This window comes from Sphingopyxis sp. (assembly GCF_016463645.1).
In the GTDB taxonomy this organism is placed as follows: Bacteria; Pseudomonadota; Alphaproteobacteria; order Sphingomonadales; family Sphingomonadaceae; genus Sphingopyxis.
This window is the reverse complement of the sequence record NZ_JAEMQX010000046.1, coordinates 1-21,168: the sequence shown is the minus strand read 5'-3', so window position 1 is coordinate 21,168 and position 21,168 is coordinate 1. Positions and strand designations below refer to the sequence as shown.

The 21,168-nt window shown below is 68.2% G+C and carries 15 protein-coding genes; 6 read left to right on the top strand and 9 right to left on the bottom strand.

Going from position 1 to position 21,168, the window contains the following annotated elements:
* The first annotated feature begins 30 nt into the window (after positions 1 to 30).
* From JHC57_RS11465 to JHC57_RS11450, 4 genes are all read left to right on the top strand, one after another.
* Positions 31 to 1,065 carry a retroviral-like aspartic protease family protein gene (locus JHC57_RS11465; protein WP_294030143.1) on the top strand — a complete coding sequence of 345 codons (1,035 nt, stop codon included), beginning with the start codon at positions 31 to 33 and terminating at the stop codon, positions 1,063 to 1,065.
* A 40-nt stretch (positions 1,066 to 1,105) separates the two neighbouring features.
* Positions 1,106 to 1,828 (top strand): ligase-associated DNA damage response endonuclease PdeM, encoded by a 723-nt coding sequence (gene pdeM, locus JHC57_RS11460; RefSeq protein WP_294030142.1) that lies wholly within the window; start codon positions 1,106 to 1,108, stop codon positions 1,826 to 1,828.
* Between the two features lie 152 nt (positions 1,829 to 1,980).
* Positions 1,981 to 4,800 carry a TonB-dependent receptor gene (locus tag JHC57_RS11455; protein ID WP_294030141.1) on the top strand — a complete coding sequence of 940 codons (2,820 nt, stop codon included), beginning with the start codon at positions 1,981 to 1,983 and terminating at the stop codon, positions 4,798 to 4,800.
* Between the two features lie 237 nt (positions 4,801 to 5,037).
* Entirely contained in the window at positions 5,038 to 7,767 is a 2,730-nt protein-coding gene (locus JHC57_RS11450) for a TonB-dependent receptor (RefSeq protein WP_294030140.1), read from the top strand.
* A 310-nt stretch (positions 7,768 to 8,077) separates the two neighbouring features.
* On the opposite strand, the gene JHC57_RS11445 is transcribed toward JHC57_RS11450, so the two are convergent.
* The 8 genes from JHC57_RS11445 to JHC57_RS11410 all read right to left on the bottom strand — a co-directional run bounded on the left by JHC57_RS11445 (position 8,078) and on the right by JHC57_RS11410 (position 18,775).
* Positions 8,078 to 9,037, bottom strand: a complete 960-nt coding sequence (locus JHC57_RS11445) for an alpha/beta hydrolase (RefSeq protein ID WP_294030139.1) — start codon at positions 9,035 to 9,037, stop codon at positions 8,078 to 8,080.
* Positions 9,038 to 9,071: 34 nt separating this feature from the next.
* Entirely contained in the window at positions 9,072 to 11,459 is a 2,388-nt protein-coding gene (pheT, locus tag JHC57_RS11440) for a phenylalanine--tRNA ligase subunit beta (RefSeq protein ID WP_294030138.1), read from the bottom strand.
* Entirely contained in the window at positions 11,456 to 12,550 is a 1,095-nt protein-coding gene (gene pheS / locus JHC57_RS11435; RefSeq protein ID WP_294030137.1) for a phenylalanine--tRNA ligase subunit alpha, read from the bottom strand. Before pheS ends, pheT begins: the two co-directional genes overlap by 4 nt.
* Before the next feature lie 146 nt (positions 12,551 to 12,696).
* Positions 12,697 to 13,599: a helix-turn-helix domain-containing protein gene (locus tag JHC57_RS11430; protein WP_294030136.1), complete on the bottom strand. Its 903-nt coding sequence runs from the start codon at positions 13,597 to 13,599 to the stop codon at positions 12,697 to 12,699.
* Between the two features lie 538 nt (positions 13,600 to 14,137).
* Positions 14,138 to 15,169 carry a DNA polymerase III subunit delta gene (gene holA / locus JHC57_RS11425; protein ID WP_294030135.1) on the bottom strand — a complete coding sequence of 344 codons (1,032 nt, stop codon included), beginning with the start codon at positions 15,167 to 15,169 and terminating at the stop codon, positions 14,138 to 14,140.
* Positions 15,166 to 15,714, bottom strand: coding sequence for an LPS assembly lipoprotein LptE (lptE, locus tag JHC57_RS11420; RefSeq protein ID WP_294030134.1), 549 nt, complete (start codon positions 15,712 to 15,714; stop codon positions 15,166 to 15,168). Before lptE ends, holA begins: the two co-directional genes overlap by 4 nt.
* Positions 15,714 to 18,263, bottom strand: coding sequence for a leucine--tRNA ligase (leuS, locus tag JHC57_RS11415; protein WP_294030133.1), 2,550 nt, complete (start codon positions 18,261 to 18,263; stop codon positions 15,714 to 15,716). Before leuS ends, lptE begins: the two co-directional genes overlap by 1 nt.
* A 50-nt stretch (positions 18,264 to 18,313) precedes the next feature.
* Positions 18,314 to 18,775 (bottom strand): DUF3576 domain-containing protein, encoded by a 462-nt coding sequence (locus JHC57_RS11410; RefSeq protein WP_294030132.1) that lies wholly within the window; start codon positions 18,773 to 18,775, stop codon positions 18,314 to 18,316.
* 363 nt (positions 18,776 to 19,138) lie between these two features.
* On the opposite strand from JHC57_RS11410, the gene JHC57_RS11405 reads away from it, so the two are divergent.
* Complete coding sequence (locus JHC57_RS11405) at positions 19,139 to 19,765, top strand: hypothetical protein (protein WP_294030131.1); 627 nt, start codon at positions 19,139 to 19,141, stop codon at positions 19,763 to 19,765.
* On the opposite strand, the gene JHC57_RS11400 is transcribed toward JHC57_RS11405, so the two are convergent.
* Positions 19,738 to 20,352 (bottom strand): thiamine phosphate synthase, encoded by a 615-nt coding sequence (locus JHC57_RS11400; protein WP_294030130.1) that lies wholly within the window; start codon positions 20,350 to 20,352, stop codon positions 19,738 to 19,740. The genes JHC57_RS11405 and JHC57_RS11400 overlap by 28 nt on opposite strands.
* A 56-nt stretch (positions 20,353 to 20,408) precedes the next feature.
* Here JHC57_RS11400 and JHC57_RS11395 point away from each other — a divergent pair, with 56 nt between their 5' ends.
* Entirely contained in the window at positions 20,409 to 21,104 is a 696-nt protein-coding gene (locus tag JHC57_RS11395) for a YggS family pyridoxal phosphate-dependent enzyme (RefSeq protein WP_294030129.1), read from the top strand.
* Positions 21,105 to 21,168 lie beyond the last annotated feature (64 nt).

Below are 21,168 nucleotides of genomic sequence, written 5' to 3'. Positions count from 1 at the left end.
TTGGGTCAAAATATGCAGAGGATGCCAGCGATGACCCAGGTTTCGAAGCGGTCCGTCCTTTTGGCGCTGCTCGCGGCGCCCGCGTTGATCGGCGCCACGCCCGCGCCCGCCGGGCCCCAGCCCGCGCCCGCGGCGACGCCCGTGCCCCCGGGCGAGGTGCTCGCGCCGCCGGTTAAGGTCGTTCCCTTCATCGAACCCTTCGACCTCGATGCCACGCGGCGCATGTCGGTGAAGGTGATGGTCGGCGGCGAGGGGCCCTTTTCCTTCCTCGTCGATACCGGCGCCGAGCGCACGGTGATCGCGCGCGAGCTCGCCGAACGGCTGGGGCTGACGCAGGGCGAAAAGCTCAGGATGGCGACGATCGGCGGGTCGGCGACGGTGCCGAGCTATCGCGTCGCGGCGTTGCAGATGCAACAGCTCCACCTGCCCTCGGTCGACGCGCCGGCCTTTTTCGGCCGGCATATCGGCGCCGCGGGGCTGATCGGCGTCGACATGCTCGAGCAAAGGCGCGTGCTGATCGATTTCCGCAAGGAAAGCATGCAGATACTGGAAACGCGGCGCCGTGCGACGCCGCTGATCAAGGATGACGACGCGATCGTCGTCACCGCGCGCAACTCGGCAGGGCGGCTGATCCTGTCCGACGCGCGGCTGAACGGCAAGCGCATCGACGTCATCGTCGATACCGGCGCGCAGACGAGTGTCGGGAATATGGCGTTGCAGCGGCTGGTCGCCGACAAGCGCGCCAATCGCTTTCCCTTCGTCGCAACCACGCTGGGCGCGGTGACCGGCGAGGACGTGCCCGCGCTGCGCAGCGCGATCAAGCGCATCGTCATCAACGGCATGGACGTCAACGACCTGCCGGTGAGCTTTGCCGACGGCCAGGCGTTCCGCGCGCTCGGCCTGCACGAACGCCCCGCGCTGCTGCTCGGCATGGACAGCCTTGCGCTGTTCGACCGCGTCGAGATCGATTTCCCGAACAAGCGCGTCGTGTTCGACCTGCCCGACGGCGCGCGCCGCGAGACGGGCCAGCGCTTTGCCGCAAACGGGGTCGCGGCGGGCGGCTAGGACACTTGCGGCAAGCCGGTGCCGTCGCCATAGCGGGCCGATGTCCGCCGCGCCGTCCTTTGCCTTTGCGGGCCAGTCCTTCCACATGCTGGCCGACCGCGCGCTGTTCTGGCCGCGCCACGGCGCGCTGATCGTCGCCGACCTGCACCTCGAGAAGGCGAGCTGGTACGCGGCATATGGCCAGCCGCTGCCGCCCTATGACAGCCACGACACGCTCGACCGGCTTGCGGCGCTCGCGGCCGGGACCGGCGCGCGCGCGATCTGGTGCCTCGGCGACAGTTTCCACGACCGCGATGCCGCGGACCGCATCGTCCCCGCGGTCGCCGGACGCCTTGCCGCGCAGGCCGCAGCGGCGAAGCTGCTGTGGATCGCGGGCAATCACGACGGGCTGACCGGCGGCGCATGGGGCGGCGAGGTCGCCGACGAGCTGGTCGTCGACGGCATCGTGTTTCGCCACCAGAGCGTCGGCGGTGAAACGCGGCCCGAGGTTTCGGGGCATTTCCATCCCAAGCTGCGGCTCAACATTCGCGGGCGCCACGTTTCGCGGCCGTGCTTTGCGGGCGACGGCAAGCGATTGATTCTGCCCGCCTTCGGCGCGCTGACCGGCGGCCTGGCCGCCGAAGATCCCGTCATCGCCGCAAATTTTGCCGGCCCCTATGAGGCGATGCTCGTCGCGCGCGGACGGCAGCTCCGCTTCCCCTGCCCCGGCCGACCGGTCGATGACGTTACGGCAAGCGGCGCCCGCGCCGCCCGCGGGGCCTAAGCCCCGTCGAACAGGCGCTTTTCCGCCTGTGACCAAAAAGCATCACCCCGTCAAAAACGACGCAAATACGGGCCTCCCGCTGGATCGGCCGCGCAATTGAGTTATGCTCCCCCGGCAACAAAAATAATGAAATGTTGAGAGGAGTGCCCGATATGAAATCATCTTCCCTTCGTGCCGCCCGCTTGCTGCGTACCACCGCCATGGGGGTATCGATCGCCGTCGCCGCGGTCGCGGCTCCCGCCTTCGCGCAGGATGCACCCGCCGATACCGCGACCGACGACAGCGACAACGCGCCGATCGTCGTCACCGCGCAGGGCCGCGCCCAGCTCCTGTCCGACGTGCCCGTCGCCATCTCGGCGGTCAGCGCCGAAACGCTGCAGAACAGCGGTGCGAACGACATCCGCCAGCTGAACCAGGTCGCGCCGTCGCTGCTCGTCTCCTCGACCGGCTCCGAAGCCAATGGTTCGGCGCGTATCCGCGGCATCGGCACGGTCGGCGACAACCCCGGCCTCGAAAGCTCGGTTCCCGTCTTCATCGACGGCGTCTATCGCTCGCGTTCGGGCATCGGCCTCAACGAACTCGGCGAGATCGACCGCATCGAAGTGCAGCGCGGCCCGCAGGGCACGCTCGGCGGCCGCAACTCGTCGGCGGGCCTCATCAGCATCTATTCGAAAAAGCCCGATTTCCAGTTCGGCGCCACGGGTGAGGTCACCTATGGCAATCATGATTACTGGCGCCTCGGCGGCAGCGTTACCGGCCCGATCACCGACACGATCGCCGCGCGGCTCGACGGCGTCTGGGTCAAGCGCGACGGCTTCTACAACGACACCGCGAACGACCGCGACATCAACAACCGCGACCGCTATTTCCTGCGCGGGCAATTGCTGTTCGAGCCGACCGACGCGCTTTCGGTCCGCCTGATCGCCGACTATACCTATCGCGACGAGGAATGCTGCGCCGCGACCTATGTCGGCCCGGGCGTCAACCAGTATGTCGGCGATCTCAACACGCCGAGCCCGACGGGCGCGCCGACCGCGACGTCAAACAACATCATCCGCGTGCTCGCCGACCTCGGCCAGCCGCTGTCGGCATTCAACCAGGGCTACAGCCGCGACATCTCGGTCACCCCGGGGCGCAGCTTCGCCGGCAAGACCAAGGATTACGGCTTCTCGGGCCAGATCGACTATGATTTCGGCGGCGCGACGCTGACCTCGATCACCGCGTACCGCGAGTACCGGTCGAGCCAGGCGGGCGACGTCGATTATGGCACGGTCGATATCCTCTATCGCGCCGACGACGACGATGCCTATCGCCAGTTCCACACCTTCACGCAGGAACTGCGCCTGCAGGGCGAGGCGTTCGACGGCAAGCTCGACTGGCTCGTCGGCGGCTTCTACGCCGACGAAAAGCTGCGCGTGCGCGACAACCTCCGCTTCGGCGAGGATTATGGCCGTTTCGCCGCCTGCCGCCTGGTCACGGGGACGCCGCTCGCGGGCCTCTATTCGCCGACCAACCCGCTGTGCGTCCTCCCGGGCGTCGGTCCGGCGACGATCGCCGCCGCGAACGGCCCGTCGGGTCCGGACATCGTCGCCGCGCTGACCGCGCTCGATGGCCTGAGCGACCTTGGCAGCATCAACGACGTCTATCGCCAGAACGGGAAGAACTGGGCGCTGTTCACGCACAATATCTTCCACATCACCGACAAGCTCGATTTCACCTTCGGCGTCCGGTACACGAACGACAAGAAGAAGTTCTCGGCGACCTTCACCAACGACAACACGGTGTGCACGACGGTTCAGGGCTTGGTACTCGACGATGCCGCGCAGCCCGACGTTCCGGGAACCGCCGACAATCTGGCGCGCGCCGTCGCGGGCGGCCTGATCGGCCTCGCCTGTCAGGGCAATTCGACCGCCGAGCTCAACAATGTGTCGATCCGCGACAAGCGGAGCGAGGACGAATGGACCGGCACCGCGATCCTGTCGTACAAGCCGGTCGACGACCTGATGGTCTATGCGAGCTATTCGCGCGGCTACAAGGCGGGCGGCTTCAACCTCGACCGGTCGGCGCTGAAATCGCCGATCCTGCCCTTCGCGGCGACGCCGGGCGGGGCGCAGGCGCTGGTCAGCAACCTGCAGTTCGATCCCGAAAAGGTCGACAGCTATGAAATCGGCGCCAAATATTCGACCGGCCCGTTCGGCCTCGGCCTGACGCTGTTCCGGTCGGACTTCTCGAGCTTCCAGCTCAACACCTTCAACGGCACCGTCTTCCTCGTCCAGAACATCAACGGCTGCGACAGCGACCTCGCCGGCGGCGACCGCGACCAGAGCAAGTTCACCGGCGCGCCGAACTATAACGCCGCCGCCGCGACGACCGGCGCGTGCCCGTCGGGCGATGTCAGCCATGGCGTCCGTTCGGAAGGTTTCGAACTCGAAGCCTCGCTGGTCCCCGCGCGGAGCTTCCGCATGACCGCGGGCCTGACCTATGCGAAGACCAAATATCGCGGTCAGCTGGTCGGCAACAATTCGGGCGCCCCGCTCGACCAGGCGCTGCGCCTGCTGCCGGGCAACAATCTGTCGAACGCGCCCGAACTGGTCGCGACCGGCAGCGTCGCCTGGACCCCCGACATCGGCAGCAGCGGCCTGACCGGTCTCGTCTATGTCGATGGCCGCATGACCAGCGATTACAACACCGGGTCGGACCTGTTCCCGCAGAAGGAGCAGAATGGCTATGCGCTGTTCAACGCGCGTATCGGCATTCGCGGCCCCGACGAGAAGTGGGGCATCGAATTCTGGGGCCAGAATATCTTCAACAAGCAATATGCCCAGGTCGCGTTCAACTCGCCGTTCCAGGAAGGCGCGACCTCGACCACGACCGCTTTTTCCGACCCACAATATCCGGGCGGCCGCCAGATCTTCTCGCAGTTCCTGGCCGAACCCAGGACCTATGGCGTGACGCTGCGCGGCAAATTCTGATCGGCGCGATCGCGTGAATTCATGGGGGGCGGGCCTGTCATGGCCCGCCCCCCTTTTTTGTCCCGGCCGTCAACCCGTCACTTCTGCCAGCTGTGGCACAAAAGCCGCGCCATCCGCGCAATGACGTTACGGCAGAGGTCGCGCGCTGGCTTCGCGCGGGGCGGTCGTGATACGCTCCACGCAACAAGAAAAACTCTCCCCACGCTGACGGACCATTGTGAGAGGAGGGCCAGTTCCATGACATATCGTTGCCGCCGCGCCGCCTGCCTGCTGCGGACCAGTGCCGCCGGCCTGTCGCTTTCGTTCGGCCTGCTCGCGGTGCCGGCGCTGGCGCAGGAAACCCCCGGCGCCGAGACCGACGACAGCACGATCATCGTCACCGCGACGCGGCGCAGCGAGGCGCTGTCCGACGTTCCGATCGCGGTGTCGGCGGTCACCGGCGAGACGCTGGAAAAGAGCGGCGCGACCGACGTGCGCGCGCTGGGACAGGTCGCGCCGTCGCTGCTCGTCTCGGGCGCGACGAGCGAGGTCAATTTCACCGCGCGCATCCGCGGCATCGGCACGGTCGGCGAGAATCCCGGCCTCGAATCCTCGGTCGGGCTGTTCATCGACGGCGTCTATCGCAGCCGCACCGGCGTCGGCCTGTCCGAACTCGGCGATATCGAGCGCGTCGAGGTGCTGCGCGGACCGCAGGGCACGCTGTTCGGGCGCAATTCGACCGCCGGCCTGATCAACATCGTCACCAAGGGGCCCGAACCCGGCGCCTTCGCGGGCAAGGGGTCGGTGTCCTACGGCAATTACGACTATTGGCGCGTCGACGGGATGATCAACGCGCCGATCGGCGACAAGGCCGCGGTGCGGCTCGACGGCGTCTGGCAGAAGCGCGACGGCTTCATCGAGAATGTGACGCCCGGCGAGCCCGACATCAACGACCGCGACCGCTGGCTGGTCAAGGGCCAGCTATTGCTCGAACCGACCGAAAACATGACGCTGCGGCTGATCGCCGACTATTCGAAGCGCGAGGAAAACTGCTGCGGCGGCGTGCTGCTGAATCCGGTGCGCAACCTGACGCGCGGCCCCGACGGCTTTCCCGTCGCATCGCCGAACACGCTGCTGCCGCTGCTCCAGCTCTTCGGCGCCAATCATCAGGTGCCGCCGACGGGCAGCAGCTTCGTTCGCCGGCAGGCGACGACGCCGGGGGTCGATTACCGGTCGGACACCAAGGACTGGGGCGTGTCGGGCGAACTCAACCGGGATTTCGGCGCCGCAACCCTGACCTCGATCACCGCCTGGCGCGATTACAGGAATGCGCAGGGACAGGACGCCGATTTCAATGCGCTCGACATATTGCGCCGTACCGATCTCGACCGGCGCTTCCGCCTGTTCACGCAGGAACTCAGGCTGCAGGGCGAGGCGTTCGACGGGCGGCTCGACTGGCTGGTCGGCGGCTATTATGCGAACGAGAAACTCGATGTCGACGACGACATCGTCTATGGCGCCGACTATCAGCGCTACGCCAACTGCCTCGCCGCGGCCGCGCTGGCACCGGCGCAGCTCAATCCGGCATCGGCGACCTGCTCGAACCTCCCCGCCGCGAGCTTCCCCGGCTTTCAGGGCATCGCCGCGCTGCTCGGCGCCGCGCCGCTCAACGGCACCGGCAACAACGGCTCGACCTTCGCGCAGCGCAGCACCAACTATGCCGTGTTCACGCACAACAGCTTCGACATCGTCGAGGATGTGCTGACGCTGACGATCGGCGCCCGCTACACGCACGAAAAGAAGACGCTGCGCGGCGACGCCAATTTCACCAACACGCTGTGCCCCGCGATCGTCAATTCGTCGCTCCAGGCGCTCGCGAGCCTTGCCTGCGTGATCAACGGCACCGCGCCCGACATCGTCGCGGGTGCGCCGGGGACGAAGTTCAGCGAGGGCCAGTGGACGGGCACCGCGGTGCTGAGCTGGAAGCCCGCGCCCGAATGGCTGATTTATGGATCGGCGTCGAAGGGGTACAAGGCGGGCGGCTTCAACCTCGACTATTCGGCGCTCGACCGGCCGTGCAGCACGACCGCGGGCAACGACGCGCAGGACGCGGCGTGCGTCGCGGCGCTCGCGCGTCCCGCGAACACGCCGGGCAACGGGCGGCCCGAGGCGAGCGACCTGCAGTTCGCAAGCGAAAAGGTCGATGCGTATGAACTGGGGGTCAAATGGGACGGACCCGGGATCGACGTCAATCTCGCCGCCTTCTGGCAGGAATATAGCAATTACCAGCTCAACACCTTCAACGGCATCAATTTCGAGGTCACGAACATCCAGGCGTGCAAGGACGATCTGGGCGGCGGCGACATCGATGCGTCGGCCGCCACCGGCGCCTGCGCATCCGACCGGCTGAAGCCGGGGGTGGTCGCCAAGGGGTTCGAGATCGAGACCTTCCTGCGCCCCGCGCGCTATCTGTCGGTCAATATGGGGCTGACCTATGTCGACACCCTCTATCGCCGCAACCTCGTCGGCACGGGCGGTCGCGCGCTGTCGCCGGTGCTGTTCCAGCTCCCCGGCCGCGGCGTGTCGAACGCCGCGAAATATGTCGCGACCGCGGGGATCAGCTGGACGCCGCCGATCGGATCGTCGGGAATGAGCGCGCTCGTCTATCTCGACACGCGCGTGCAGAGCGACACCAATACGGGGTCGAACCTCGACATCGAAAAGGAACAGGACGGCTTCGCCGTCTTCAACGGCCGCCTCGGCCTTTACGGGCGCGATCGCCGCTGGGGGATCGAGCTGTGGGGGCAGAATCTGTTCAACCGCAAATATTACCAGATCGCCGCCGACATGCCGCTGCAGGGTTCGGGATCGTTCCGCGCGGTCGCCGCACCGGCGGCGAGCGGGCATCCGGGCACCGCGAACAAATTGTTCGTCGGCTTCCCCGGCGAGCCGCGCACCTATGGCGTGACGCTGCGCGGCCAGTTCTGAACGGCCTCTCCCCCTCCCCGGAATCGGGGAGGGCACAGGGAGGGCCTGCCGCGGCCGGGCACTGTCGCGTCAGGCCCTTTCGCTTTCCGGCAAGGGCTGTTTTGGGGTGGAAAGCGGACGGCAAGCCACCGCGCTTCGTCATCCCGGGCTTGACCCGGGATCCCGCTTCTTATGGCGGAAGAGCAGGTTTCGATTTCAAGCGGGACCCCGGATCAAGTCCGGGGTGACGATGATTGATCGGGCAGCAATCGGTCGTAACCGGACCTCTCTTTTCGGCGGATGAGCATCAGCCCCGCACCCGCTCCGTCTCTCAACCGCTCGCCGGCCCCGCCATCGCCGCCGCGGCCGCGAGCAGTCCGCCGTTGAAGCGCTGCGACAGCGCGGCGTCGGGGATCGCGTTGAAGGCGTGGATCGCCCCGGCATAGCTGTGCAGATCGACGGGCACCCCCGCCGCGACGAGCCGTCGCGCATAGTCGAGATTTTCGTCGAAGAAGAGGTCGAGGCTGCCCGTCGCGATATAGGCGGGCGGCAAGTTCGACAGATCCTCGGCCAGGCTCGGCGAGAACCAGCCGCGCCGGTCGTCGTCGGCCTTGTAGTCGCCCCGCAGCGCGCGCCAGCCGAAGCGGTTGCTCGCGCGCGTCCAGATGAACTCGCCCGTCGCGGGGTTGTCATAGGGGCAGGCGTCGCCGCCGGTACGGTGGTCGAGCATCGGATAGGTCAGAAGCTGGCCCGCAATCGCAGGGCCGCCAAGGTCGCGCGCCATGATCGCGAGCGCGGCGGCGAGCCCGCCGCCAGCGCTCTCGCCCGCGACGACGATCCGGTTCGCGTCGAAGCCGAGCGCGTCCGCCTGCCCCGCGAGCCATGCCAGCGCCGAATGGCAATCCTCCTGCGGCGCGGGAAAGGGGTGTTCGGGCGCGAGCCGGTATTCGACCGAGACGACCGGCGCGCCCGCCGCCGCGGCGAGCGCCGCGGGACCCGCCTGCATCTGCTCGACCGATCCCATCACCATGCCGCCGCCATGAATATGGAGGATCGCGCCGCCGCCCGGACGCGTCGCGGCGGGACGGTAGAGACAGACCGGAATGTCGGGTCCGCCGTGGATCGACGGCACGACCAGCCTTTCGGGCGCGATCACCGGCGGCGGCAGGATCGCATAGGTCTCCGCCGCCTTCGCGCGGATCTGCGCGATCGGCGCCGCGTCGAGGTCGACCCGCGGAAACAGGTCGATGATTGGTGCGATCTCGCGATCGACGAGGTGGCGGGTGTCCATATCAAACTCTCCCTTCATCGCGTCGATCGGGCGGTCATCCGCGCAGCGTCGCTCCGGCCTTCGCCGCCGCAGCGACGACCTTGTCGGCGATCGCCTTCAGTTCGGCATCGGTGAAGCTCTTTTCGGCGGGTTGCAACTCGACCTCGACCGCGAGGCTCACCTGACCCTCGGGAACGCCTTGTCCGGCGAAGCGATCGAACAGGCGGGCATCGACGATCGCCGCCTTGTCGGCGCCGCGGATCGCACGCACGAGATCGGCGGCGGTCAGGCTCGTCGGCGCGAGGAAGGCGAAGTCGCGGCGCACCGATTGCAGCGCGGGCGGCGTGAAGGCCGCGCGCGCAGGGCCGCTCGCGCGCTTCGCCGGGATCGCGTCGAGGAAGACCTGCACCGCCATCACCGGCCCGTCGACGTCGAAGGCGCGGGTCAGCGCGGGGTGAAGCGCGCCGAATTCGGCGAGCACCGCCTTGGGGCCGAGGCGCAGCGTCGCCGACTGGCCGGGGTGCCAGATGTTGCCGGGGGTCACGGCTTCCATCACCTGCAGGCGGTCGGCGGGGGCGCCCGCGGCTTCGAGCAGCGCGAGTGCGGCCGCCTTCGCGTCGAACGCGTCGAACGGCGCGGCCTTGCCCACCTGCCAGCCGCGCGCGCGCCTGTCGCCCGCCATCAGGATGGCGAGGGTCGGATGCTCGGCGTCGGCGAGGTAACGCCGCCCGATCTCGAACAGGCGGATGCTGCCCGCGCCGCGGTTCCGGTTGCGCGCCGCGGCGGCGAGCAGGCCCGGGAGAAGCGACGGGCGCATGACCTTCAGATCTTCGCTGATCGGATTGGCGAGGCTCCACGCGCCGCCGCCGAAGGGCGCGGCCTCGGCCTCGCCGATGAACGACCAGGTGACGGCCTCGTCGAACCCCGCGGCGGCGGCGGCGCGGCGCAGGCGGCGCTCGACGAGCTGTTCTGCGGTCGCGGTCGGCCTGGCAACGCCGTCGGTGCGCGGCAACGGCGCCGACGCGATCGCGTCGAAGCCGGTGATGCGCGTGACCTCCTCGACGACGTCAGGTGCGGCGTCCATGTCGCGGCGCCAGCTCGGCACCGACACCTGCCAGCGGCCGCCCTGTTCGATCACGCCGAAACCCAGCGAGGCAAGAATATCCTTCTGCCGTTCGGGCGCGATCGCGATGCCGCCGAGCGTCGCCGACAGCGCGGGGTCGTAATCGATCGTCCTGACCTCGGCGGGCGGGGTGCCCGCGCGTGTCACCGTCGACGGATTGCCGCCGCAGATATTGAGGATATGCGCGGTAACGATCGCGGTCGCGTCGTCGAGGAAGGCCGGATCGACCCCGCGCTCGAAGCGGCTGCGCGCGTCGCTCGACAGGCCGAGCGCCTGCCCGGTCAGCGCGATGCGCTCGGGAGTGAACCAGGCGATCTCGATCAGCACATCGGTGGTCGTCTCGCTGCACCCCGAATGTTCGCCGCCCATGATGCCCGCGATGTCGTGGACCTCGCGCTCGTCGGCGATCACCGTCATCGTGTCGGTGAGCGTGTACTCCTTGCCGTTGAGCGCGGTGACGGTCTCGCCCTGCTTCGCGCGGCGCGCGACGAGCGCGCCATGCAATTTGGCGCGGTCATAGATGTGGCTCGGGCGGCCGAGATCGAACATCACATAATTGCTGATGTCGACGAGCGCCGAGATCGAGCGCTGGCCGACCGCTTCCAATCGGCGGCGCATCCATTCGGGGGCGGTGCCGTTGGTGACGCCGGCGATCGTGCGGCCGAAGAAGGCGGGGCAGGCTTCGGGATCGTCGGTCCGGATATCGGTCGCGGGCGCGCCCTCGCCGATGATCGTCGGGACCTCGAGCGGCTTCAGCGTGCCGAGCCCGGCGGCAGCGAGGTCGCGCGCGATGCCGCGCACGCCCATGCAGTCCTGCCGGTTCGGGGTGATCGAGATGTCGACCACCGGATCGTCCGCGCCGGCATAGTCGGCGAAGGGCGCACCGACCGGCGCGTCGGCGGGCAGCTCGATGATGCCGTCGTGATCGTCGCCGAGCTCGAGTTCGCGCGTCGAGCACATCATGCCGTTCGACGTGACGCCGCGCACCGCGGCGACCTTCAGCTCCATGCCGTTCGCCGGCACCACGGCGCCGGGCAGGCCGAGTACACCGACGAGCCCCGCGCGCGCGTTGGGGGCGCCGCAGACGACGGTGAGCGGCGCCCCGCCGTCGCCGGTGTCGACGGTCAGCACCTGCAGCTTGTCGGCCTGCGGATGCTTCTCGGCGGTCAGCACCCTCGCGACGCGGAAGCCGGCGAGCTTCTCGGCCGGATTCTCGACGCCTTCGACCTCGTGGCCGATGCGGTTCAGGGTCGCGACGACGTCGGCGACCGAATAGTCGCCGTCGAGATGCTCGCGGAGCCAGTCGAGGGTGATCTTCATGCCGAAATCCCTCCGCTCAGCGTGGGCACCGACAGCGCGCCGAACCCGTAATGCGACAGCCAGCGAAGGTCGCCGTCGAAGAAGGCACGCAGGTCGTCCATGCCATATTTCAGCATCGCGAGCCGGTCGACGCCGACCCCGAAGGCGAAGCCCTGCCACTCGTCGGGGTCGAGCCCGCAATTGGCGATCACGCGGCGGTTGACCATGCCGCTGCCGAGCAGTTCCATCCACGCATGGCCCTCGTCGTCGCCATTGCCCCCGACGATGCGACGGCCCTTTTCCTGTTTATAGCCGACATCGACCTCGGCCGAGGGTTCGGTGAAGGGGAAATAGGAGGGACGCAGGCGCAGCACGATGTCGTCGCGCTCGAAATAGGCCTTGAGGAAGGTTTCGAGCGTCCATTTGAGATGCCCCATATGGATGCCGCGATCGATCACCAGCCCCTCGACCTGATGGAACATCGGGGTGTGCGTCGCGTCGCTGTCGCTGCGATAGACGCGTCCGGGCGCGATGATGCGGATCGGCGGTTCCTGCGACATCATCGTCCGGATCTGCACCGGCGAGGTGTGCGTGCGCAGCAGCATCTTCTGCCCCTCGGCATTGGCGTCGGGGAAATAGAAGGTGTCGTGCATCGCGCGCGCGGGGTGCGTCTCGGGAATGTTGAGCGCGGTGAAATTGCGCCAGTCGTCCTCGATCTCGGGACCCGTCGCGACCGCGAAGCCCATGTCGGCGAAGATTTCGGCGAGTTCGTCCATCACCTGGCTCACCGGGTGGACGCTTCCGCGCGGCGCCGCGTCGGCGGGGAGCGTCATGTCGATCGCCTCGGCGGCGAGCCTGACGTCGAGCGCCGCGGCATCGAGCACGTCCTTGCGCGCGGCAAGCGCGGCGGTGACGCTCTCGCGCAGGCCGTGGATCGCGGGTCCCTGCACCTGCCGTTCCTCGGGACTCATGCCGCCGAGCGTCTTGAGCAGCCCGGTGATGCTGCCCGCCTTGCCGAGCGCGGCGACGCGCAGCGCCTCGACGGCACCCGCATCGGCCGCCGCTTCGATATCGCCCAGCAGCTGGGCCCGGATGGCTTCGATATCGCTCATCGTCATTCGTCCTGTTCCGGCGGCGCTGCCGCTGCCGGCCTCGATGTTTCCCTGGATTCGGTGGATAGGCGGCTGCCCGCGCGTCCGTCGTCCGCCGCTTGCACCGAAGGCGCGGTACGGGTCAAGCCCGTTGGCGGGAAAGCGGCTTATCCGGCGGGCTTGTGCAACCCCTGCACCGCCGCGCCGGCGGCGGCGGCCCGGGCGAGCGCCGCGGCACCCAATATCGGTTTGGGCCGCGCGGCATAATCGCGCGGGCTCATCCCCATGAAACGCTGGAAGTCGCGGGTGAACTGCGCCTGATCGTAATAATGATGGTCCATCGTATCGATCCACGCCATCGACGGATCGAGCATGAAGCGCGCGAGGCTGCGCAGGAAGCGCTGGCGACGCAGCAGCAGCTTGGGCGAGAAGCCGAAGGCGCGGTGGCTCAATCGCTCGATCGAGCGTTCGGACTGGCCGAGCTTCGCCGACAGCTCCGCAACGCTCGACAGATCGTCATCGACGAGCGCGGCGTGGGCGGCGAGGATCGCGGGGTCGTCGGGCGGCGCGCCCGGCAACAGCGCGCAGAAATATGCGTCGATCAGCGCGGCGGCGGCATCGACGTCGCTGGTCTGCCGAAGCCGTTCGCCGAGGGGCGCGAAGCGGGCGAAGGCGGGATGCGCGCTGCCGTCGCAGAGCCGGTCGGCGAGCTCGTCCGCGGGCAGCGGAATGAATTTCGCCCAGCCCATCGGAAGCACGCCGATCCCCCACGTCCGCATATTGCCCGCCGCGAAATAGGTCGCCCGGCTTGTCGGGCCGGTGGCGATAAAGCGCGGCGTCCCGGCGGCCGGTCCGCCGCCGATCGCCGCGAGCGGCGGATCGCCGTCGACGAAGCGGAGATTCGCCCATTCGGGGTGCAGATGGTCCTCGACCCGCGCGCCATCGGCGACCGCGACCTCGCTCAGATATATGGTGCTGAGATAGGGACGAAGCGGTGCGGAGAGCGGGAAGAAGCGCGTCGCGACATGCGGACTGGCGGAGGGTGCGGATGATACGTCGCGTTGCGGCATGTTGTCTCATTTTAGCGCGCAAAACGCATGAAAAACAATGCCCGGGCGCGGTTTTGTGTCGGGTTCTTACAATTTTATACGCGACGCCTGCGTCATAGTTGCGTGGTCCGCTCCGAAGCGGGGGCGTGCGAGGAGGATCGCGGCGTGACGCCAAAGCTGGGGTTTGGCGGGGACCTGAAATAAACGACTGATTTTCCGAGCTTCGTTCCGGCCGTCAGCTATCTGCGACCCACGGCTATTCGGTACGGATTGGGGGGCGATGGTTTCCACTGGAACCATTGTCGAGGCGGCGCGGAGCGAGAGCTCCGCGCCGCCTCTTCGTTTGGAACGAGGTCGATGCCGGCGTCGGGGTGGTGAGCTGTCATTGCCATCCTCTCCTTCCTGTCGCGCAGCGATGGGGGAGCACCGCCGCAGGCGGTGGTGGAGGGGCCGCAACGCCGCGTTACGGGCCCCTACGTCAGCGCTTCGCGTTGCCACCTCCCCATGCCTGCGCGACAGGGAGGAGCGAACGTCACCTTCGGTCGAAGGCCGCCCCCGCCTAGCGCGCCCGGGCCGCCTGATGCGCGATGTCGGTCATCAGCTTGCGGAACAGCACCGCGCCCGCGGTCCCCGAGGATTTGAGCGCGCGCTCGCAGTCGAGCAGCCGGCTCATCAGGCGCGCGATGCGCACCGAATCCCAGATGTGGAGCTGCGCCGTCACCGCGTCGCGTTCCTTCCAGAAAATGCCGCTGGTACGCGCCGACACGACGGTGGCGGGGTGCGCCCCGGCGTCGACCTCGGCGCGCAGCCGCGCGAGCGCGAGCGCGCGGATCGCGAGCGCGCGGATGATGCGGATTTCGGCGACGCCGACCGCCGCCGCGGTCGCGAGCATTTCGGGAAGCTCGCGCACCTTGCCACCCAGCGCGACATTGATGCACTCGCTGACATCCTCCTCGTGCGTCGCGGCACCGAGAGCGGCGATATCCGCCGCGGTGACCTGCCGCTGCCGGTCGGGGCCCGCGTCAAGATAGAGCGCGATCTTCTCGATCTCGCGGCGCATCAGCGCCTGATCGCCCGACACGAGATCGACGAGCAATTGCGCGTCGGCGTTGGCGATGCGGAGCCCCTGTTCCTGCCCCGCCGCCATCGCGATGCCGACGAGTTGGCGCCGGTCGGGCTGGTAGCAGATCGCGGCGACCGCATGCTCCGCGCCCTCGACCAGCTTGACGAGTTTCGATTTGGCGGTGACCGACGCGCCGGTGGCGATCACCGGGTTGATCACGGTGTCGGCGGCGAGCAGCGCCTCGACCGCCGCGAGGCTGTCGTCGCCGCCGCCGGCGAGCTCGAGCCGGATGATCCGGCTCGGCGAAAAGAGCGACATCGACGCGGCCTCGGCGGCGAGCAGCGACGGATCCTGCGACAGTTGCGCGCCCGTCAGGTCGAGCCGTTCGGCATCCTTGCCGGCAAGCGCGATCAGGTGGCTCGCGACCGCCTCCATCGTCGCTTCGTCGGGACCGGTGAGGAGGATGAAACGGACCGCGGGGTCGAGGCGCGTCTGGCGTTCGAGATCGGCGGGCTTGACGCTCTTCATTGCCCGGCGGGTGCGGGTGCGGCGCCGGCAGGCTCCTGGCCGCCGCCGCGATTCGCGAAAACCGCGAGCCGCGCGACGATCTGGTCGGCGACCGCCGACGACAGCCGTTCGAGCGCGGTCGATTCGGCGGCGATCGTCGCATATTCGCTGCCGACGACGTCGATCCCGGCGTCCGAAAAGGCCGTGGCATCGAGCATCACCTGCCCCGTCGCGGCATCGACGAGCTGGTAGCGCGCGCGCAGCGTACGGCGTTCGCGCGTCACCGTATCGTCGGCGCGGACGCCGAAGCCGGTGATCGAATCCTCGAGCCGGACGTCGAGGCGGAGGCGCTTGCCCGCGCCCTCGCCGCCCTGCGTCGCCTGGAGCCGGTCGCGCAGCGCATTGCGGACGAGCCAGCCGCCATGCCCCTCGATCGGCGCGACATCGACGTCGGCGAGAATCTGCGCCACCGCGCCCTTGCTGCCGTTCGCGTAGAGCGGACGCAGCCCGCAGCCACCGACGGTGAGCGAGGCTGCGACAAGGGCGGAGACGAGGAGGCTGCGCATCAGGGAACGATATTCACCAAACGGTCGGGCACCACAATCACCTTCTTCGGCGTCGCGCCGGCGAGCAGTTCGACGATGCGCGGGCGAGCGAGCGCCGCGGCTTCGGTCGAATCCTTGTCGAGACCTTTCGCGATCGTCATCGTATCGCGCAGTTTACCCGCCATCTGGATCGCGATTGTCACCTCGTCATCGACGAGCAGTGCCGGATCGGCGGCGGGCCATGCGGCGTCGGCGATCATCGCGGTCGTGCGCTGGCCATCCGGCAGCGCCGCCCACGCCTCTTCGGCGAGGTGCGGCATCATCGGCGCGACGAGCAGGATGAGCGTGCGGCACGCCTCGGCGCGGGTGGCCGACGGCGTCGCCTTCTCGATCTCGTTCGCGAGCGCGTGGATCTTCGCGACCGCCTTGTTGAAACCGAGCGATTCGATGTCGGCGGCGACGCCGGCGATCGCCTGATGCAGCTTGCGCGCCAGCGCCTTGTCCTCGCCGCCGTCGCCGACGTTCCCGGTGTCGCCGAACAGGCGCCACAGGCGCTGGACGAAGCGCCACGCGCCCTCGATCCCGGCCTCGCTCCACGGCAGGTCGCGCTCGGGCGGGCTGTCGGACAGCATGAACCAGCGCGCGGCGTCGGCGCCGTACTGGTCGAGGATGGCGTCGGGATCGACGACATTCTTCTTCGACTTCGACATCTTGATCACGCGGCCGACATCGACCGGCGCGCCGTCGGCTTCGAGCGTCGCGCCGTCGGCGGTGCGTGCGATTTCATCGGGAGTGAAGAAGAGCGGCGGCTGACCTTCGCCCTGCGCGCGGCTGTAGGTCTCGTGCGTCACCATGCCCTGCGTGAACAGGCTCGCGAAGGGCTCCCTGATGTCGATCATCCCGAGCTTGTTCAGCGCGCGCGTCCAGAAGCGCGCGTAGAGCAGATGGAGAATCGCATGCTCGATACCGCCGATATACTGGTCGACGGGCAGCCAGCGGCGGATCACTTCGGGATCGAACGGCTTGTCCGACGGTGCCGAGGCGAAGCGCAGGAAATACCAGCTCGAATCGACGAAGGTGTCGAGCGTGTCGGTTTCGCGCACCGCCTCGCCGCCGCACGACGGACAGGCGACATGCTTCCATGTCGGATGGCGGTCGAGCGGATTGCCGGGAACCGAGAAATCGGCGTCCTCGGGCAGCACGACGGGGAGCTGCGCCCTCGGCACCGGCACCATGCCGCACGCCGGGCAATGGATGAAGGGGATCGGCGTGCCCCAGTAACGCTGGCGCGAGACGCCCCAGTCGCGGAGGCGCCACACGGTCGTGCCCTTGCCCCAGCCCTCATGCTCGGCGCGCGCGATGACGGCCGCCTTGGCTTCGTCGATCGTCATCCCGTCGAGGAAGTGGCTGTTCACCAGCTTGCCGGGGCCGGTCCAGGCTTCGGTACCGGTGAAATGCTGCGCGGTCTCGTCGCCGTCGGCGATCACGCGGTGGACGGGCAGCTCGTACTTGTGCGCGAAGTCGAGGTCGCGCTGGTCGTGCGCGGGGCAGCCGAAGATCGCGCCGGTGCCATAGTCCATCAGCACATAGTTCACGACCCAGACGGGCAGATGCCAGTTCGCATCGAGCGGATGCTCGACCGAAATGCCGGTGTCGAAGCCCATCTTCTCGGCGGTGTCGAGCTGTTCGGCGGCGGTGCCCTGACGGCGGCATAGCTCGATGAACGCGGCGAGTTCGGGCGAATCCTTGGCGAGCTTCTCGGCCAGCGGATGGTCGGGCGAGATCGCCGCGAAGCTGGCGCCGTAAAGCGTGTCGGGGCGCGTCGTGAAGACGTCGAAGCCGACCGCGCCGCCAGCGAGTCTGAAGCTGAATTCGAGCCCCTGCGACTTGCCGATCCAGTTTTCCTGCATCAGCCGCACCTTGTCGGGCCATTTGTCGAGGCTTTCGAGACCCTCGAGCAGCTCCTCGGCGAAGTCGGTGATCTTCAGGAACCACTGCGACAGTTTCTTCTTCTCGACCAGCGCGCCCGAGCGCCAGCCGCGGCCGTCGATCACCTGCTCGTTCGCGAGCACGGTCATGTCGACGGGGTCCCAGTTGACGTAGCTGTGCTTGCGCGTGACGAGGCCGTGCGCGAACAGGTCGAGGAACAGCGCCTGTTCCTGCCCGTAATAGTCGGGTTCGCACGTCGCTAGCTCGCGGCTCCAGTCGATCGCGAGGCCGAGACGTTTGAGCTGGCCGCGCATCGAGGCGATATTGTCGCGCGTCCAGCCGCCGGGGTGGACGCCCTTTTCCATCGCCGCGTTTTCGGCGGGCATGCCAAAGGCGTCCCAGCCCATCGGATGGAGGACGTCGTGGCCGGTCATGCGCTTGAAGCGCGCGAGCACGTCGCCCATCGCATAGTTGCGGACATGCCCCATGTGGATGCGCCCCGAGGGATAGGGGAACATCTCGAGGATATAGGCCTTCGGCTTGTCGCCGCTGTCGGTCGTGGCAAAGCTGTTCGCCGCCTCCCACGCCTGTTGCCAGCGGGCGTCGGCGGCGAGGGCGCCAAAGCGCGTTTCGCGGGTCATTCGTCGGTTACCCCGTTAGTCTGTATGGGCGCGCGGGCGCGCGCCGCGGATTAGTCCCTGATGGCGCTGCGACGCAGGTCGCGGGCGCGGGTGAGGATGATTTCCTCGAGCTTCTGCACCGTCGCCGCCTGCACCGGCGCGTCGACCCAGGTGCCGCCCTGCGAAACCTGACGCGACGCCGCGATGCGGAGCGCGTCGGCGCGCAGGTCCTGATCGAGAATCGACACGGTGACCTTCATCCGCTCGCCCGGGTTCGACGGGTTCGCATACCAGTCGGTGATCACGACGCCGCCGGCCGAATCGGCCTGCAGCAGCGGCATGAACGACAGGGCGTCGAGCGAGGCGCGCCACAAATAGCTGTTCACCCCGATCGTCGTCACCTGGCTGGCGGCGAGATCGGCGCGCGGCCGTTCCTTGTTCGCGCAGGCCGAAAGGCCAAGCGCCGCGAGCCCGAGCAGCGCGAGCGCGGCCGGACGGCGGCCGAGCGTGGCAAGGACGGAAAGCTGGGACATGCGGTACACCTTATTGATTGAGCCCGCCCGAGGTAGGAAATCGGCCGCGCAGAACGGAATTGCCAGCGTCTCTATCGCCCTTGCCGCCACCCTGCAAGCGCGGCAATTCCGGCTGCGGCGCCGTTCAGATTCTGGTCAGATTCGAAACGCACTGTGACGATCACGCAACAATTTCGGCAAAAAGAGGAATCGTTGTAAAGATTTGGCGGGATTCACTGGAAATCTCGCGCCGGGAGTCCTATTTGCCGAATCGATTGGGGTTGGAGTCGCAGAGTCATGGCGCGCGTACCGCGACATTTTTGGAAGGGAAGCCTCACCGCTCTGGCGGTGGTTTCGCTTGCGCTTCCGCCGGCACTCGCGGCCATGTCGCGTACCGACCGCATCCGCGACACCGCGCTTTCCGAGACCCTGCTCGGCCAGTTCACGCCGGCATCGGGCGATCCACGCCTGATCGCGCGCTATACGAAAATGACCGCCGAACAGCGCGGTAACTTCAGCTTCACGCCCGCGCTCACCGACGAGAGCCGCAAGAACCGCGCCATCACCGTCGTGATTCGCGCCCGCGACGACGCGTCGAGCGCCGCGCGCACCTCGGCGCTCGCGGCGGGCCGCACCGCACCGATCGCGATCGCACCGGTCAAATATAATCTCGGCGCCTCGGTCGGCTTCGAGAAATTCGTCACGCCGTCGCTGCCGCGCGGCGTCGATATCAAGAACCTGCCGGTCGCCAAGGCGCCCGAACAGGAAGAAAAGAAGTCACGCTTCGCCACGCGCATGGTGAACCGCCCAAGCGACCCGAGCGGAGCAACCGACCGCGTCACCGCTCCCGGCGAAGCGTCCGCCGTCGATGTCGTCAGCAGCTATCGCCTGACCAAGAACATCGATGTCACGGCGGGCGTGCGGTACAAGAGCGACGATCGCGTCGAGCCGCTCACCGATTCGCGGCGCGACAGCCAGGCGGTCTATGTCGGAACCAAGTTCCGCTTCTGACGCCCCCGGCGCTTCGCCGCCCGTTCTTCCCACGCATCGATCGCCGCCCAGCCGGAGCCGATTCCGCCTGCGCGCGTCAGAACGCGCGCGCGCGCGGCGGTCATGCCGCCGAGCGCGATCGCCCGCGTTCCCGACAGACGCGCGAGCCGCAGCCATGCGGCGCGACCGAGCGCGGGCGCGCCGGGATGCGACCGGGTCGGGTGGAACGGCGAAATGAAGACCGCGTCAGCCCCGGCCCGGCGCGCGCGGCGCGCTTCGCGGGCGTCATGGACGGGCATCGTCACGAACAGGCCGAGGCGGCGTGCGCGCGGTGCGAGACGCGCATCATGCTGGCGAAGGTGGACACCCGCCGCACCCCAGCGGCGCGCAAGATCGGGCGCACCGGCAAGCAGGACGGCGAGCCCGCGCGCCCTTGCCGTGCGCATCAGGCGCCGGAGCAGGCGCCAGCGCAAGCCGGGAGCCAGCCGGTCGTGCCGGAGAATGACGCCGCTGCCCGGCGGCAGCAAGGCGGCGAGCGCGGCAGGACCGGCTGCGGCCCGCTCGTCGCTGAACAGCCAGATTTTCGGCAGGGGGTGGCGCACGCGCATCGCGCTTTCTATAGGCGCGTCGCGAGCGCGCGCAACGCGCGGGATGGAACGAGACGATGAACGAAGCAGCGGACCGGCTGGCCGAAGTGCAGGATCATATCGCCGACGCGGCGAAGCGCGCGCAGCGAAAGGCGGAGGATATCCGCCTGATCGCGGTGTCGAAAACGCACGACGCCGATGCCATCCGTCCGCTGATCGCTGCGGGCCAGCGCCATTTCGGCGAAAACCGCGTGCAGGAAGCCGCGGCGAAATGGCCCGGACTGCGCGCCGAAACCCCCGGCATCGTGCTGCATCTGATCGGCCAGCTGCAATCGAACAAGGCCGAGGAGGCGGTCGATTCGTTCGACGCGATCCATTCGGTCGACCGGTCGTCGCTGGTACAGGCGCTCGCCAAGGCGTGCATCAGGGCCGGCAAGCAGCCGCAACTGTTCGTACAGGTCAATATCGGCAACGAGGAGCAGAAGGGCGGCTGCGCGGTCGCCGACCTGCCCGCGCTGCTGGCCGAAGCGAAGGAAGCCGGGCTGACGATCGACGGGCTGATGGCGATTCCCCCGGCGGATATCGAACCCGCGCCGTTTTTCGCGCTGCTCGACGAACTCGCCGGACGCCACGGCCTGCCGCTGCGTTCGATGGGCATGAGCGGCGACTATGAGACCGCGGTGATGCTGGGCGCGACGCATGTGCGCGTCGGCACCGCGCTGTTCGGGGCACGCGACCAGGCTGCCACAATCGCCGGTTTCGACCGGGGATGACGAACCATGGAGGGGCAGCGGCCGCCGCCCACCCCAAGGCCCGCCCCGATCCCCCGAGCGCGGT

Bases quoted from the DNA above. Each gene is read 5' to 3' on its own strand.
- JHC57_RS11465 (WP_294030143.1), top strand. From the start codon at position 31: ATGACCCAGGTTTCGAAGCGGTCCGTCCTTTTGGCGCTGCTCGCGGCG.
- pdeM (WP_294030142.1), top strand. From the start codon at position 1,106: ATGTCCGCCGCGCCGTCCTTTGCCTTTGCGGGCCAGTCCTTCCACATG.
- JHC57_RS11455 (WP_294030141.1), top strand. From the start codon at position 1,981: ATGAAATCATCTTCCCTTCGTGCCGCCCGCTTGCTGCGTACCACCGCC.
- JHC57_RS11450 (WP_294030140.1), top strand. From the start codon at position 5,038: ATGACATATCGTTGCCGCCGCGCCGCCTGCCTGCTGCGGACCAGTGCC.
- JHC57_RS11445 (WP_294030139.1), bottom strand. From the start codon at position 9,037: ATGGACACCCGCCACCTCGTCGATCGCGAGATCGCACCAATCATCGAC.
- pheT (WP_294030138.1), bottom strand. From the start codon at position 11,459: ATGAAGATCACCCTCGACTGGCTCCGCGAGCATCTCGACGGCGACTAT.
- pheS (WP_294030137.1), bottom strand. From the start codon at position 12,550: ATGAGCGATATCGAAGCCATCCGGGCCCAGCTGCTGGGCGATATCGAA.
- JHC57_RS11430 (WP_294030136.1), bottom strand. From the start codon at position 13,599: ATGCCGCAACGCGACGTATCATCCGCACCCTCCGCCAGTCCGCATGTC.
- holA (WP_294030135.1), bottom strand. From the start codon at position 15,169: ATGAAGAGCGTCAAGCCCGCCGATCTCGAACGCCAGACGCGCCTCGAC.
- lptE (WP_294030134.1), bottom strand. From the start codon at position 15,714: ATGCGCAGCCTCCTCGTCTCCGCCCTTGTCGCAGCCTCGCTCACCGTC.
- leuS (WP_294030133.1), bottom strand. From the start codon at position 18,263: ATGACCCGCGAAACGCGCTTTGGCGCCCTCGCCGCCGACGCCCGCTGG.
- JHC57_RS11410 (WP_294030132.1), bottom strand. From the start codon at position 18,775: ATGTCCCAGCTTTCCGTCCTTGCCACGCTCGGCCGCCGTCCGGCCGCG.
- JHC57_RS11405 (WP_294030131.1), top strand. From the start codon at position 19,139: ATGTCGCGTACCGACCGCATCCGCGACACCGCGCTTTCCGAGACCCTG.
- JHC57_RS11400 (WP_294030130.1), bottom strand. From the start codon at position 20,352: ATGCGCGTGCGCCACCCCCTGCCGAAAATCTGGCTGTTCAGCGACGAG.
- JHC57_RS11395 (WP_294030129.1), top strand. From the start codon at position 20,409: ATGAACGAAGCAGCGGACCGGCTGGCCGAAGTGCAGGATCATATCGCC.